17 protein-coding genes are annotated in these 14,923 nt (G+C 40.7%); 14 read left to right on the top strand and 3 right to left on the bottom strand.

Going from position 1 to position 14,923, the window contains the following annotated elements; genetic code table 11:
* The first annotated feature begins 4 nt into the window (after positions 1-4).
* A complete protein-coding gene (locus tag CLV57_RS10955; RefSeq protein WP_100341455.1) occupies positions 5-628 on the top strand; it encodes a hypothetical protein in 624 nt (207 codons plus the stop codon).
* On the opposite strand, the gene CLV57_RS10960 is transcribed toward CLV57_RS10955, so the two are convergent.
* Complete coding sequence (locus CLV57_RS10960; RefSeq protein ID WP_100341456.1) at positions 625-1,626, bottom strand: chitinase; 1,002 nt, start codon at positions 1,624-1,626, stop codon at positions 625-627. The genes CLV57_RS10955 and CLV57_RS10960 overlap by 4 nt on opposite strands.
* 93 nt (positions 1,627-1,719) lie before the next feature.
* Here CLV57_RS10960 and CLV57_RS10965 point away from each other — a divergent pair, with 93 nt between their 5' ends.
* The 3 genes from CLV57_RS10965 (at position 1,720) to CLV57_RS18390 (ending at position 2,856) form a co-directional block, all read left to right on the top strand.
* On the top strand, positions 1,720-2,289 hold the full coding sequence (locus tag CLV57_RS10965) for a cob(I)yrinic acid a,c-diamide adenosyltransferase (protein WP_100341457.1): 570 nt from the start codon (positions 1,720-1,722) through the stop codon (positions 2,287-2,289).
* A gap of 71 nt (positions 2,290-2,360) precedes the next feature.
* Entirely contained in the window at positions 2,361-2,582 is a 222-nt protein-coding gene (locus CLV57_RS10970) for a DUF2795 domain-containing protein (RefSeq protein ID WP_002996718.1), read from the top strand.
* Between the two features lie 127 nt (positions 2,583-2,709).
* The gene (locus CLV57_RS18390; RefSeq protein WP_157799132.1) at positions 2,710-2,856 is read left to right on the top strand and encodes a lmo0937 family membrane protein; all 147 of its coding nucleotides are present in this window, start codon (positions 2,710-2,712) and stop codon (positions 2,854-2,856) included.
* 95 nt (positions 2,857-2,951) lie between these two features.
* On the opposite strand, the gene dprA is transcribed toward CLV57_RS18390, so the two are convergent.
* The gene (gene dprA, locus CLV57_RS10975) at positions 2,952-4,049 is read right to left on the bottom strand and encodes a DNA-processing protein DprA (RefSeq protein WP_100341458.1); all 1,098 of its coding nucleotides are present in this window, start codon (positions 4,047-4,049) and stop codon (positions 2,952-2,954) included.
* A gap of 216 nt (positions 4,050-4,265) precedes the next feature.
* Here dprA and CLV57_RS10980 point away from each other — a divergent pair, with 216 nt between their 5' ends.
* The 4 genes from CLV57_RS10980 to CLV57_RS10995 all read left to right on the top strand — a co-directional run bounded on the left by CLV57_RS10980 (position 4,266) and on the right by CLV57_RS10995 (position 7,417).
* The gene (locus CLV57_RS10980; protein WP_100341459.1) at positions 4,266-4,643 is read left to right on the top strand and encodes a BlaI/MecI/CopY family transcriptional regulator; all 378 of its coding nucleotides are present in this window, start codon (positions 4,266-4,268) and stop codon (positions 4,641-4,643) included.
* A complete protein-coding gene (locus tag CLV57_RS10985) occupies positions 4,640-6,166 on the top strand; it encodes a M56 family metallopeptidase (RefSeq protein ID WP_100341460.1) in 1,527 nt (508 codons plus the stop codon). The genes CLV57_RS10980 and CLV57_RS10985 overlap by 4 nt, the downstream gene beginning before the upstream one ends.
* A gap of 10 nt (positions 6,167-6,176) precedes the next feature.
* Positions 6,177-6,959 (top strand): hypothetical protein, encoded by a 783-nt coding sequence (locus CLV57_RS10990; RefSeq protein ID WP_157799133.1) that lies wholly within the window; start codon positions 6,177-6,179, stop codon positions 6,957-6,959.
* 119 nt (positions 6,960-7,078) lie between these two features.
* On the top strand, positions 7,079-7,417 hold the full coding sequence (locus CLV57_RS10995; RefSeq protein WP_100341462.1) for a hypothetical protein: 339 nt from the start codon (positions 7,079-7,081) through the stop codon (positions 7,415-7,417).
* Between the two features lie 15 nt (positions 7,418-7,432).
* Here CLV57_RS10995 and CLV57_RS11000 read toward each other — a convergent pair whose 3' ends face one another.
* Positions 7,433-8,140: a toxin-antitoxin system YwqK family antitoxin gene (locus CLV57_RS11000; RefSeq protein ID WP_100341463.1), complete on the bottom strand. Its 708-nt coding sequence runs from the start codon at positions 8,138-8,140 to the stop codon at positions 7,433-7,435.
* Between the two features lie 56 nt (positions 8,141-8,196).
* On the opposite strand from CLV57_RS11000, the gene CLV57_RS11005 reads away from it, so the two are divergent.
* The 6 genes from CLV57_RS11005 to CLV57_RS11030 all read left to right on the top strand — a co-directional run bounded on the left by CLV57_RS11005 (position 8,197) and on the right by CLV57_RS11030 (position 14,889).
* Entirely contained in the window at positions 8,197-8,763 is a 567-nt protein-coding gene (locus CLV57_RS11005; protein WP_100341464.1) for an acyl-CoA thioesterase, read from the top strand.
* 122 nt (positions 8,764-8,885) lie between these two features.
* Positions 8,886-10,415 carry a TolB family protein gene (locus CLV57_RS11010; protein ID WP_100341465.1) on the top strand — a complete coding sequence of 510 codons (1,530 nt, stop codon included), beginning with the start codon at positions 8,886-8,888 and terminating at the stop codon, positions 10,413-10,415.
* A gap of 96 nt (positions 10,416-10,511) precedes the next feature.
* A complete protein-coding gene (locus CLV57_RS11015) occupies positions 10,512-11,663 on the top strand; it encodes a Gfo/Idh/MocA family protein (protein ID WP_245856986.1) in 1,152 nt (383 codons plus the stop codon).
* A gap of 6 nt (positions 11,664-11,669) precedes the next feature.
* On the top strand, positions 11,670-12,725 hold the full coding sequence (locus tag CLV57_RS11020) for a sugar phosphate isomerase/epimerase family protein (protein WP_100341466.1): 1,056 nt from the start codon (positions 11,670-11,672) through the stop codon (positions 12,723-12,725).
* Between the two features lie 127 nt (positions 12,726-12,852).
* Positions 12,853-14,061, top strand: a complete 1,209-nt coding sequence (locus CLV57_RS11025) for an MFS transporter (RefSeq protein WP_100341467.1) — start codon at positions 12,853-12,855, stop codon at positions 14,059-14,061.
* 69 nt (positions 14,062-14,130) lie between these two features.
* Complete coding sequence (locus tag CLV57_RS11030; protein ID WP_100341468.1) at positions 14,131-14,889, top strand: ABC transporter ATP-binding protein; 759 nt, start codon at positions 14,131-14,133, stop codon at positions 14,887-14,889.
* The last annotated feature ends 34 nt before the right edge of the window (positions 14,890-14,923 follow it).

Raw genomic sequence — 14,923 nt, forward strand, 5'->3', positions numbered from 1 at the left:
CTGTATGGACAGTTTGCCTTTTGATGATAGCGGCCTCACTCCTGCCACAATCACCAATTATCAAGATATCTATATTGCAGTTAAAGGTCAATTTCCGCTAAATGCTACCGGGCATATCAATTTCCATCTGGAAGATTTCGAGTCTTTTAAAAATTGTATTGAGATCAATGTACGTGCTTCTTACGTAATAAAGCATGAGCGGAGTGACTCCTACCTTCTGTTTACAGAAACACGTCATAAACCAGTTGATGATAAAGAGGCTGATTCTGCAGATTATTACCTGCACCACACATGGGCCCTTGCTTATTTAAGAAAAGATTTTGGGCACGTTGTTATCCGCAGGGAAACGCTGAGAGATAAGATCATTGAGCTTATTCACCCTATAGAACTTGATTTTGCTGAGGACAAACCCTTCAGTAATACGTTTTATACTATTGTAAGCGATGTGCAAAAAGCACAATCAGGCATAGACCGAAACTTCCGTAACGCGGTTATGGACGTACGTGACGATGACTTCCTGATCGAAATTGTTAACCATACGCTTATCATAGGCAGTCATCATCCCATGTTGCCCGAAAAAGCAAAGCACATGGCAGCATTTGTACACCGCCTGGCAGATCTTTGTTAGTAGGTATAAAATTGCATCTTAGCACATGAGCATGCACAATTAGGGTCTGTTAAACCCATTTTGGTTAAAAAGTGCTGGTAAAAACCTATTCTGTCGTTCATACCTTCATTTTCACCTTTGTTACACTCAACGGCACCGTTTACAATATTAATGGTCATGCCAAAGCCTGGTGTACGGCCTTTCTCCGTATCTATTGGTTTAGGCTGCCATTTACCTATCATCACATCGTGCGCGGATGGTTTATGTGTTTCGGGCATCATCCAAAACCATATGGCAGCTTTAAACGCCACTACTGCGTCATTCTCCACCTTGTCGGGGTCATTCAGCAAGATCTGTTTATCGCCAAAAATACAGTCAGATGCCTTACCATAATTTCCGTTATAACTTAATTGCATAGGGCCCCTACCATAGTATTTTTTTCCTTTGACCGGAGGGTATTCGTCACTTTCACCGTAATACTCTAAAGTTGTATTGTCTTCATGGCGCAGCATTAAACCATCTGTGTAAGTTCCGTTTTCACCATGGCGGGTTTCATGAGCAATATGAGCAAAAAAAGCCGCCAGTTCTTTTTTATTAATAAGTGGGTCAGATGCAGTGCAAAAATCGCCGTAATCAACAGTAAAAATGCTATCGGGTTTTACTTTGGCCCACGGCTCCTCCCAGTCAACATCTTGTCGCACTATTGAGTTTATACCCGCCGCCTTATCCGTTCTGATGATCTGATAAACAGACAAGGCCCTGCGCGACACTTTTACTTTTATGTTGCCTAACTCGCGCACTGCCTGAATAAATGCGGCATAGGTATAAAACTTATCGCGTTGCGGAAATAGCTCATTAAACTGTTGCTCGGTTAGCAGATCAAATTGCTTTTGTGTTACAGGATTATTAGCTTCTGCTGCTTCTTGTTGCCCTTTGGTAGTTCCGCATTTAAAACTTAGCAAAGTTACTGTACAAATTACGGCGGATAGCAATATGTGGGAAAATGCGGAGCGTTTCATAATAATCAATCAAGCGTAAAAATAGCTTTGTTTAATACACCAATAAAATATTACAGCAAATATTAATTAAGTTTAGCCGTATCATTTAAAGCTATGAAGATATATACCAAAACGGGCGATAAAGGTTTTACCTCACTTATAGGAGGCACACGTGTTGCCAAGCATAACATTAGAATAGAGAGCTACGGTACTGTTGACGAACTGAATGCCTGGATAGGTCTGATAGCCGACCAGCAGATAGCAGAAAATCATCAGGAAATTTTAAAACAAATACAGGAAACGCTGTTTATAATAGGTGCTAATTTAGCTGCAGATCCCGAACGTTCTAAAATGACGTTGCCGGAGTTGACGGCAACGGATATACAACTGCTGGAGGAAACAATTGACAGCATGGATAATGAATTGCCACAGTTAACGCATTTTATTTTGCCGGGAGGTAACACCACTGTATCATACACGCATTTGGCGCGTTGCGTTTGCCGCAGAGCTGAACGAATTGTTACCCATTTGGCGGAGGAAAGTAAGGTTAACGAATTGATTATTATTTACCTTAACAGATTGAGTGACTACCTGTTTGTGCTGGGGCGCAAGCTGGCAAGCGAATTAAATATAGCTGAAAATCAATGGATTCCGAGCGCAAAAAAAAATAAAAAAATATATTGATAAACGATTTAAAAATATTATACTTTTGCGAAAATTGAACTTAAATCAATAAACTAAAATATAGATAGAATATGTACTGGACACTTGAATTAGCATCTCACCTGGAGGATGCACCATGGCCTGCCACAAAAGACGAATTAATTGACTACGCTATACGTTCAGGCGCTCCTGTAGAGGTTATTGAGAACCTGCAGGCTTTAGAGGATGATGGCGAGCCTTACGAGAATATTGAAGAAATATGGCCTGATTACCCTACAAAAGATGACTTCTTTTTTAACGAAGACGAATATTAAATATCATATTCGATATAGAAAAAGCTGCTTAGATACAATTTAAGCAGCTTTTTTTATTTGACAGGCGTGTTTGGAACAATTTTGGAGTTGTGCAGAATATTATTCACACATCTAAAACTTAGAAAACATGAGAGGTTTATTGTACATTATTGCTGTAATACTGGTTATTGGCTGGGCACTTGGATTTTTTGTTTACTCTGCCGGAGGTATTATACATACATTGCTTGTTATAGCTATCATTGCGTTAATTTTAGGAGTTATCCGCAGGGCTTAGCTCTTTTGAGAAGTGAGAATTAAGAGATAAGAATTAAGATATTTACAGTAATTCTTATCTCTTGATTCTTGTCTCTTGAGTCTTAACCCTCAACCCTAAATCAGTTTATACATCTTCCCAGGCAACGACCGTATATAACCCTGCATCTCCATATTTAACAGGTTCATTGCTATTTGACTAACCGGCTTATTTATTTTAATACTTAGATCGTCAATGGCAACGGGTGTTTTATGTTGCTGCAAAAGGTTAAATATATCTTGCTCATCTGCCGATAGGTCAAATGGCAACATAAACTGTTCTACCGGCTTGCTATCTTCCGTTCGCTCCCATCCCATGCTGAATGCCAGATCGGCAGCGCAGGTTAATAAGCCGGCTTTGTTGTGACGTATTAAAAAATTACACCCTTCGCTATATACATCGTCTATTCTACCCGGAAAGGCAAAAACATCTCGATTGTAGGAGTTAGCAATTTCTGCCGTTATCAAAGCTCCTCCTTTTATACCTGCTTCAATAACAACAGTAGCATCAGCCATGCCTGCAACTATACGGTTACGCTGCGGAAAATTCTCTCTATCCGGTTTCGTTCCGGATGGGTATTCGCTCAACAAACCGCCATTCTCTAACATCTTATCAGCAGTTGACCGATTTGCCGCAGGGTATAATCTGTCTAACCCATGGCCCACCACACCAATAGTGGGCACATTGTGCTTAAGGCACTCCTTGTGTGCAGCCACATCGACCCCCAGCGCAAGCCCACTAATAATAAGTACATCATATTGCCGCAATTCTTCTACCAATTGGCGGCACAAATCTCTGCCATATTCTGTAATGTTGCGGGTGCCAACTATGCTAACCACGCGCGCATTATTGAAATTTGCTTTACCCTTACTATAAAGCAGTACAGGGCTGTCTACACAGTTTTTTAAGCGCTTTGGATACCTGGCATCTGTATAAAATATCACCTCAATATCTTGTTTTTCAACAAAACGCATTTCGACTTCTGCTTTTCTCAAAGCCTCGTCAATATTTAGCGCGGCTACGGTCTTCTCGCCTATCCCCGGCACTTTAAGTAATTTTTTAACCGGAATTGTAAATATGGTTTCTGCGTCGCCAAAATAACTCATCAGCGCTTTTGCCGAAGCGGGACCTATATTGTTTAAAAATGTTAATGCTATTTGATGTACTTGCGACATGATTTTTTTATGCGCAGGTAGGTGTTCACACCTGCATGATTGCAAAATATACCAAGATGCTGATGTTTGCAAATATTTTTAGCATTTACATTGGATACGCCATACCCTACCCGCGCATTCCTGTCAAAATTTCTGCTCTGAAAAAAAAACTATAAAAATAGTTTGTGAACTACAAAAATAGTTTTACCTTGGCATAACTATAAAAATAGTTTGCAAATGACAATTAAAGAACTAACCAAAGCAGAAGAGCAGATAATGCAGATACTTTGGCAATTAGGTGAAGGTATTGTAAAAGATATATTGGAACAAATGGACGAGCCTAAGCCTGCTTATAATACCGTTTCTACCGTAGTAAGAGTGCTGGAAGGTAAAGGATTTATAAGCCATAAAGTGTACGGCAATTCGCATGTGTACTTTCCGCTGGTAACGGAGGCGGCATACAAAAAGTTCACTTTTGATAAGATGATGAACAATTATTTCAGCAACTCCTATCAAAGTTTAGTATCGTTTATTGCCAACGAGAAGAAGCTGGATGTAAACCAACTGGACGAATTGACCCAACTGATTGAGGACCTTAAAAAGAAGAAAAAATGAACTGGCTGTATTACCTGGCAGAAGCTAACTTATACTTATGTGTATTTTATTTGGCCTACTGCATTTTTTTCTCTAAAGAAACTCATTATCAACTTAACAGGTTTTATTTACTGTTTAGTTGTTTAGCTGCATTTGTTTTGCCGCTTGTACAGGTCAATGCGTTGAAGCCGCCGGTTGTGCAAAAAGTACAGGTATTTGATTACACTGCCCTTCCAACAACTGAATCGGTAGCAATTATAAAGCCGGTTGAGCCCGCTAAGCCTATATTAAGCAGTTTAACATTTGATAACTTCCTGATGGCAGCTTATGTAGCAGGTGCGCTAATAGTATTAGTTATTTTAATTGTTAAGTTGTATAGCATTTTCAAACTCACCCACCATAAAAAAGCAACCTATGGCAACTATAATGTAGTTTATCTTGATGATACAGAAACTGCCTTTTCCTTTTTTAACTATCTGTTTGTAGGAACAACAGCTGCAGGAACCGATACTATTATAACGCATGAGATGGTACATATCCGCCAAAGGCATTCTGCCGATATTATGTTTTTGGAGTTGATCAAAGTGATGTGTTGGTTTAATCCGGTGGTGTACTTGCTACAAAATAGTTTAAAAACCATACATGAATATATAGCGGACGAAAAAGCCGCAGCTGCCGACGAAGATACCATTGCTTACTCAACCTTTTTGCTCAATAATGCCTATGGCACAGGCGGTTTATCTATCACACATTCCTTCTTCAATTATAACCTTTTAAAAAAGAGAATCATTATGTTAAATCAACAACGCTCGGGTAATTTAGCCAGGCTAAAGTACCTTATCACATTGCCCGCATGCGCGGGTATGCTCTGCGCCTCAACTCTGGCATTCAGTAAAACTTATGGCTGGCATATTGGCAAAATGCGCGTTGAGACAGAGACTAACGGAAATTTAATTAATCTTCATGCTGATACCCTAAAAACAAAAAAGGGGTATAAGTACAGCGAAACCATTTATACAAAAGATGGCGTTAAGCGAGCGACAGTTACTTTTTATGAAGATGGAGGAAAAAAAACAAGTTTCAATTCTGCACCAATGTCACCTGCTACCGCCAATTTATTAATAGGCAAATATGGATACATGTTTCCAAATGGAACCATGCCTCCGCCACCGCCGGCCCCTCGTGAAAAGGTTGGAAAGATAAAATTTCCGCCACCGGTTTTAAAAGACAAAAACGGAAAACTATTACCTATGAAACCTATGCCAAAGGTTGACCAGGTTAAGTTTCCGCCGCCACCAACAGGCAACTTAAAAACCAGCAGTACCGGCTACCAGTATGAAGAAACTGGTTATTTGGTTAGAAAAACGCAAAACTACAGAGTTATTATACATGAAAAGGACGGCGAACAAAAGGAATACTATAAAAGCACTGCTAAAAAAGCCGATCTGAAATTGCTGAAAGAAAAGTATGGCTATGTTTTTCCGGATATGCAACTCTACGATCAACTTCCCCCGCCGCCACCATCTGCACCTGAAAACAATTAAACATAATTTGATGAAACGAAATCATATTTTACGGATCGGCACACTTATAGTTTCATTAGGAGTGCAAAACGGCTATTCACAAAAGCTTCCGAATATTCAAAAAGAAAGTGTGGTTGCACCCGTTAATATAAAAGTTGATGGCAAAGCAACCGAGTGGGATAGTAATTTTAAGGCCCAAAACAGCGCAACCGAACTACTTTATACGTTAAGTAACGATAATAACAATCTGTACCTGATTGTACAAACTAAATACCGTGATGTAATTGATAAGATAATGCGCGGTGGTATTACGTTAAATGTATACCCGACGTTAAACAAGAAAAGCGAGAACCATGTGTCTGTTACCTACCCTTGGTTAGATGGACCCGAAATGTCAAAATTAACGGGGTTATTGGCCGTCAAAAATTATCCTGAATCAAATAGAGAATCTGAAGCAGTAACAGTTGATGACCTGAACAAAGCGTTTAAAGAAAGATCAAAACTTATTGCTGTAGCGGGCTTCTCTTCTGTTAATGAACCTGAAATATCAGTTTATAATGATGCAGGCATTCAAGCTGCTGCAAATTTTGTTGATGAGTATTACACCTGCGAGTTAGCTGTTCCATTAAAATATTTGCTGTTGCCTGACAAAGGAAGCAAACCCTTTGCCTACCAAATAAAGGTGAACGAACCACGGCCGATAACGCCGAAATATGACGGCAGTGGAACACCACCACCGCCGCCACCGCCTATGCTAAAAACAGCAGTAGCCGCAACTGATTTTTGGGGAGAATACACACTTGCCGGTAAATAGCTTTATGAGTTTACGTATGTTAGGAGTATAGATTACGGGCTACCCATTCCCTGTTCCGTACAACAAATTGCCAATTATGTTGTTATTATTATATTGCTAACGTTTAAAACAATACGGCCATGCATTTATCTCATAAAAAAAGCTTTAAAAAAGTCACCAAGTATATTTTAGCAGGTGCTTTAACTTTTGGCTTATCGCACATTAGTGCATCGGTGTTAGCGCAAAGTGCGCCACCGCCACCACCACCGCCAGATAAAGTATTAAAACAGGCAGGCGATGGATTAAAGAAGATCAATCCGTTTAAAAAGAGAAGAAAAGCTCCCGCACCACCGGCTGCGCCTGCGGGAGCTCCGGCACGTCCGGGAGGTGCCCCGCCACCGCCGCCAAACCCATTAAATTTATTTAAAAAAGGTGGAGGCGCTCCACCCGCACCACCGAAACCACCGGGTGCAAGGTAATTTAATTAGATTTTATCAATCCATATCAGGCTCGCCACGGTTGTTTATGTAACAATTTACAACAATGCGACTTGATATGGGTTCTTTGTTATAAGTAGCCGGGGTAAATATTTTGTCTTCGGTTAAAAGGATATTAGGATCAATGTTGATTGTGGCAGAATAAAAAGGTGCTTTGATCCTAAATTTGAAGTCAGCCACCCGCCCCATCGGGCTTATAAATAACTCCATTTCTACAGCTATTTTTTCGTATGCTTCCCCTCTTAGATCTTCCGGCATAGTAAAAAATTTCAGATAAGGCAAATAGCCAAAATACCTGCCTCCTATTTTGTAGGGCTTAGTAATAGTTACGCTGTCGTTAACAACTTTATCAATAATATATTTAAAATTGGAACGCTCTTCTTCCGGCAATTCAAAAAGCAGTTTACCGGCATCGTAATTATAAACCTGCGTTAGTTGTTGGGTTTTATTAAAGAAACGCCACAAGCCTATTCTTTTATCGTCCTTATAGCTACCCTGAGCAATTACCACTTTATTTTTGTAAAACGCCTGATACTGCCCCTGTTTTATTTGTTTATCGGCAGTAATAACGGTATTGTATTTTTCAGTTACAAAAGCGCTTATTTTGTTTTTACGCACCACCGCAGTTTGGGCAAAACAAACCTGTAAGCCACAAAACAGCACTATTAAAGTAAAATATTTGCCCACTTCGCTAATTTTTCTCAATATTATAACTTTATTATCTAATCACACAAACGCAAAACCCACAATTAAATTTTAGCATGTCTTCCCCAATTGATGTTCAGCCTTATAAACCGGTTAGTTTTTCAGAAACCGTGATCACCGAACTCATGATACCCTCCTATTCCAACTTCGGCGGAAAGATACATGGTGGTATATTATTATCATTAATGGACAAGGTAGCTTACGTATGCGCAGCAAAGCACGCAGGCAATTATTGTGTTACCGCATCAATTGATACCGTTGATTTTTTACAGCCGGTTGAGGTTGGCGAATTGGTTTCGCTTATGGCATCAGTTAATTATGTGGGTAAAACTTCTCTGGTGGTGGGCATCCGCGTTATATCCGAAAACATTAAAACCAATACCGTACAACACACTAACACCAGCTACTTTACCATGGTAGCTAAAGACGAAAGCAACAAACCAGTTATGATACCCGGCCTTATACTCCAAACCCGCGATCAGGTGCGAAGATTTATTGAGGCCAAGCGCCGTAAGGAGATCAAGCAAAGCTACAAACAGGAAGTTGATGCCATTGAGGTGCCTGATGAGTACGAACAATGCCGGGACCTGTTGGCCGGAGAACGTTGCTATGTAGCGCAATAACATCACATTAAAACTTTATACAAAGGAGGCATACAACAACGCCTCCTTTTTTATTGATTAGTAACCCGTTTATAATCAGATTATATACCTTTATCGAACCGATTATTTACTAAAACAACATCATGGTACGAAAGCTATTTTATTTGATGGCGCTTTTGTGTTGCACAGAATCTGGCTTATTGGCCCAGTCAATAGGCATATTTGAAGGACAAAGCAGAATTGGAGCAACAACAGGAAAAGCTGTTTATGAAGAACAGAGTCAAAATTACACACTGACAAGCGCTGGTGGCAACGCATCTGTCGAAGACGATCCAGCTTATTTTTTATGGCGTAAAATAAAAGGCGATTTTATAATTACTGCCAATGTTAAATTTATACCAACAGTAGCTGCTAACAGATACACAAAAATAGGTATGATGTTCAGGACGGGGCTTGATGATCATGCTAAATTTATTGATGTTGCCAAACGTGGTGGGCAAGCTGCCGCTATGCAGTACAAAACAACGGTAAGCGGCGAGGTCAAATCAAACGTATCCAATCCTGATGTTATGCAATTGGAACGCAGAGGAAATGTATTCAGAATGTGGGTAGCTAAGCAAGGTGATCCCTTTACAGTAGATTCAACAACAATTAACTATATTGAAGATGAAGGTTATGTTGGGATTTTCTACGTAGGAGCCAAAACAAAAGGCGCCGCCAAAGTGGTTTTTAGTAATGTTAGGATAACAGTTCCGGCCAAAGTGGGATTTAAACCTTACACCGATTATATAGGCAGCAATATTGAAATACTGGACCTTGCAACTAAAAACCGCAGGGTTATCTACCAATATAACAAATCTATCCAGGCTCCTAACTGGACACGCGATGGCAAAAAGCTGCTTTATAATCAGGATGACTTGTTATATACCTACGACCTGGCAACTAATAAGGCAACCCTGCTCAACACTGGCGACGTTAAGCGTAACAACAACGACCATGTTATCTCGTTCAACGGAAAAATGTTAGCCATAAGCAGCTTTGGCCCGCGGGGTGGGCCGGATAATGGGCGATCAATTGGTTATGTGGTGCCCATTACAGGTGGGCAACCAAAACGTATTACCACTATAGCGCCATCATACATTCATAGTTGGTCGCCTGATGATAAGGCAATTGTTTTTATGAGTACCCGGGATGGAAACTCAGATATCTACAGCGTGTCGCCGGAAGGCGGCTTGGAAACCCGTTTAACCACAGATCCCGCTTACGACGACGGATGTGAATACACGCCCGATGGTAAGTACATTTACTTTAATTCAGCACGCACCGGCCATATGCAAATATGGCGCATGAAGCCTGATGGTTCTGAACAAACACAGGTTACTCACAGCGAGTTTAATGACTGGTTTCCTCACATATCTCCTGATGGCAAGTGGATAGTTTACATCTCCTTTTTACAAAACGAGGTCGGCCCTGCAGATCATCCTTTTTATCGCCATGTTTATTTACAGCGCATGCCTGTAAACGGCGGTAAGCCGGAGGTGATTGCTTACCTGTATGGCGGTCAGGGTACCATCAACACACCGTCGTTCGCGCCAGACGGAAAGCACCTTGCTTTTGTAAGTAACACTGATCTTTTGTTTCCGTTATTTCCTATCGAATATCAAAAAAAATAGTATAATTGTTACTTTGCATTAGCTGTAAAAAAGCTTCACTTTGAGCATAAAGTGAAAACACTACATTTTACCAATTAAACGAATACTGAAACTAAAATGAAACTAAGACTTGGAATGGTTGGTGGCGGACAAGGTGCCTTTATTGGTGCTGTACATCGTATTGCCGCCCGTATTGATGACGATTATGAATTGGTTTGCGGTGCATTTAGCAGCAACGCAGAAAAATCAAAAGCAAGCGGTATAGCGCTGGGCATTGCAGCGGACAGAGCTTATGGCTCATATGAAGAACTGATTGAGAAAGAAAAACAACTTCCCGAAGATCAGCGTGTTCAGGTTATCAGCATTGTAACACCAAATCACGCGCACTTTGGCCCTACTAAAATGGCCTTAGAAAATGGTTTTCATGTTATATTGGATAAACCCATGACCTTTTCTTTGGAAGAAGCTAAAGAACTGGAAAAAGTTGTAGCAGCAAGCGATAAGTTATTTTGCTTGACCCATACTTACACCGGCTACCCAATGGTAAAAGAAGCTCGTCAGTTGGTACGTACCGGAAAATTAGGCACCATTCGTAAAGTATATGTTGAGTATCCGCAAGGTTGGTTAAGCAGCTTTTTAGAAGGTGGCGATAACAAACAGGCTTCATGGCGTACAGATCCGGGTAAAAGCGGTATTGCAGGTTGTATGGGCGATATAGGCACACATGCTTTCAACTTATGCGAATACATTACCGGTTTAGAAACTACTCAAATTTGTGCCGACCTGAATATTGTGGTTGAAGGCCGTAAGCTAGATGATGATGGTTCTGTTTTAATGAAGCTGAATAACGGTGCCAGCGTAGTGCTAACCGCATCACAAATAGCTATTGGCGAGGAAAATAACGTTAAGATCCGTGTTTACGGCGATAAGGCCGGTTTAGAGTGGGAACAATGGGATGCCAATACCCTTAAAGTTAAATATGCTGATAAACCTACTGAAATATGGCGTACAGGCGCTGGTTATGTAAGTTCGTTTGCCTCACACAACACGCGCACTCCGGGCGGCCACCCGGAAGGTTACCTGGAAGCCTTTGCCAATTTATATCACAACTTTGCCTTAACAATCAAAGCAGGATTAGAAGGTAAGGAGGCATCAGAAGAAGCACAAGATTTCCCTGGTGTTAAAGAAGGTTTACGTGGTATGGCGTTTATTGAAAACGTTATTGCTTCGGGCAAATCAGATGTTAAATGGACTAAATTTACTGTATAAAATTCTATGAAAACAATTAAAGGACCTGCTATATTTTTAGCACAGTTTTTAGGTGATAAACCGCCTTTTGACACTTTAGATGATATTTGTAAATGGGCTGCTGGTCTGGGTTTTAAAGGTGTGCAGATACCTACCTGGGCAGGTAACTATTTCGACTTGCAAAAAGCTGCTGAGAGCAAAACTTATGCTGATGAGATAAAAGGCAAAGTTGCCAGCTACGGCTTGGAAATAACCGAACTTTCCACCCACTTGCAAGGCCAGTTAGTGGCTGTACACCCGGCTTATGATGATCTGTTTGACGGATTTGCTCCGGCTGAATATCATAAAAACCCTAAAGCTCGTCAGGAATGGGCTGTGCAGCAATTAAAGTATGCTGCCAAAGCGTCTAACAACTTAGGCTTAAACGCTCACGTTACTTTTAGTGGCGCTTTGTTGTGGCCAACTGTTTACCCGTGGCCTCAGCGCCCTGCCGGTTTGGTAGAGACTGGTTTTACCGAGTTGGCTAACCGTTGGAAACCTATATTGGATGTATTCGACGAAAACGGCGTTGATGTTTGCTACGAAATTCACCCCGGTGAAGACCTGCATGACGGTATCAGCTATGAAATGTTCCTGGAGAAAGTGAACAACCATAGCCGTGCTAACTTACTGTATGATCCATCACACTTTGTGTTACAATGTCTTGATTATCTGGATTTTATTGATATTTACCATGAGCGTATCAAAATGTTCCACGTTAAGGATGCTGAGTTTAACCCAACCGGTCGCCAGGGCGTTTACGGCGGTTACCAAAACTGGGTTGAGCGCGCAGGACGCTTCCGTTCGTTAGGCGATGGTCAGGTTGATTTCAAATCAATATTCAGCAAAATGGCACAATATAACTTCGGCGGATGGGCTGTTATGGAGTGGGAATGTGCTATGAAACATCCGGAAGATGGTGCAAGAGAAGGCGCTATCTTTATCAAGGATCATATTATCCGCGTAACTGAGAAAGCGTTTGACGACTTTGCAGGTACCGGTTCTGATGAAGAATTTAATAAAAAAGTACTGGGAATTAGTTAATCAGATACTGGCTGGTCAGTGAGTAGTTTAAACAGAGCTACTCAACTGATCATTCTGACCAACTAATTATAAATTAATAAATAACTCAATTATAACCGATTATAAACCTAAAATTAAACTAAGAGAAATGCAAATTAATCGTCCACAATTATTTACAGCAAGTTGTCTTGCTTTGATGGTAACCGGTCTCTCCTTTGGCATACGTGCAGGGACGTTAGATACTATGGGTGCAGAGTTTAATCTAGACAAATCTCAATTGGCATCAATAGCTTCAACCGCTTTCACAGCATTTTCAGCGGTGATAGTGCTGGGCGCATTCATTGTAGACCTTATTGGAATGAAACGTCTGCTTGTTTTTGCCTTTTTGTTCCACCTTGCCGGTATAGCTCTTACAATTTTTGCTACCAGCTTTACGCAGTTGTATATTGGTACTCTACTTGTAGGTTTTGCAAACGGCACAATAGAGGCTGCATGTAATCCGTTAGTTGCAGGTTTATACACAGACAACAAAACAACCAAACTCAACCATTTTCACCTGTGGTTCCCAAGTGGCATTGTGATTGGAACGGTTGTAGTGTTCTTGCTTAATAAAATCGGTATTACAAGCTGGCAGGTTCAGGTTGGTACCATGCTTATACCTACTGCCATTTATGGCTTCTTGTTTTCTAAACTTGATTTCCCTGTAACTGAGCGCGTTGCTGCAGGCGTTAGCTACGGCGGCATGTTCAGAGCTGTTCTTAACCCGCTATTCATCTTTATGATAATTTGCATGGTTGGTACTGCAACAACAGAACTATTCACCGGCCAGTGGATCGACGTATTATTGAAAAATGTTTCTGACAACGCGCTATTGCTGTTAACGTTAGAGACCGGAGTAATGATTATAGGCAGAGCGTTTGCCAAGCCAATTCTTAAAAAAGTTACGCCTCAATTGCTATTATTAGTATCTGCAATCTTAGCCACACTAGGATTATTCATGTTTACAACGGTAACAGGTCCAATGCTTTATCTGGCCGCTCTTATATTTGGAATGGGTGTGTGCTTCTTCTGGCCAACTATGCTTGGTTTTGTAAATACGCACATTCCTGAAACCGGTGCATTAGGTTTGAACCTAATGGGTGGTGCAGGTATGTTTTCTGTAGGTATCTTCACCTTATTTATGGGAGATTATTACGATAAGATAGAAAAAAGTGCAGGCGGCGACCAACTTGCAGCCGGACATGCCGTACTTAATGCAACATTAATTATTCCAATAATATTGATTGTTGCATTTACCGGTTTGATCTTTTATATGAATGGCCGTAGTAAAAAGACAGCTGCTGCAGTTCAAGTATAATTTTCTAATAAACACAATAAAATAGCGATGGGTTTTTAAATCCATCGCTATTTTTGTTTTAATTGCAATATGCAAACAGCTATAAGCCTCACCAACATCAGCAAAACCTTCAATTACGGCAAACCAACACAGGTTGATGCCGTCAAGAATGTTAATTTAGCTATTGAAGACGGTGAGTTTGTTGTTATTGTAGGGTCAAACGGTTCAGGAAAGACAACCCTGCTTAACCTCATTTCGGGCAGCATCTACCCTACTGCCGGCACAATCAAAATTTACGATACTGACGTTACCAACCTGGCTGATCATGAACGAAGCAGGTGGATAGCCAGGGTTTTTCAAAATCCGTTAAGCGGTACAGCATCCGAATTGAGCATTTTAGACAATTTTCGTTTGGCGGCATTGCGTACAAAGGCTAAAGGCTTTACTATTGGGATTGACCAAAGATTTAAAAATATAGTAAAAGACAAAGTTGCCGGTTTAGGCATGGGGCTTGAAAATAAAATCGACCAGGCAATGGGCACTTTGTCTGGCGGGCAAAGGCAGGCGCTTACGTTGTTAATGAGCGTAATGGATGATTGCAAGGTTTTGTTGTTAGATGAGCCCACAGCTGCGCTTGATCCACGCTCTGCTGATGTGGTTATGAAAACAGCCAATCAATTAACGCATGACTTTCAACTTACCACTATTTTGGTTACCCATAATTTAAAGGATGCTTTTACTTACGGCAACCGCATTATTCAAATGGCCGAAGGAAATATTATTAAAAACCATGCTGACGAAGCTAAAACCAAGCTCACTCAAAATGATCTTTTCGACTGGTTTAGTTGAACAACTATCCTTAGCTAACTCATAATCAACGGTA

This window comes from Mucilaginibacter auburnensis, assembly GCF_002797815.1.
In the GTDB taxonomy this organism is placed as follows: Bacteria; Bacteroidota; Bacteroidia; order Sphingobacteriales; family Sphingobacteriaceae; genus Mucilaginibacter; species Mucilaginibacter auburnensis.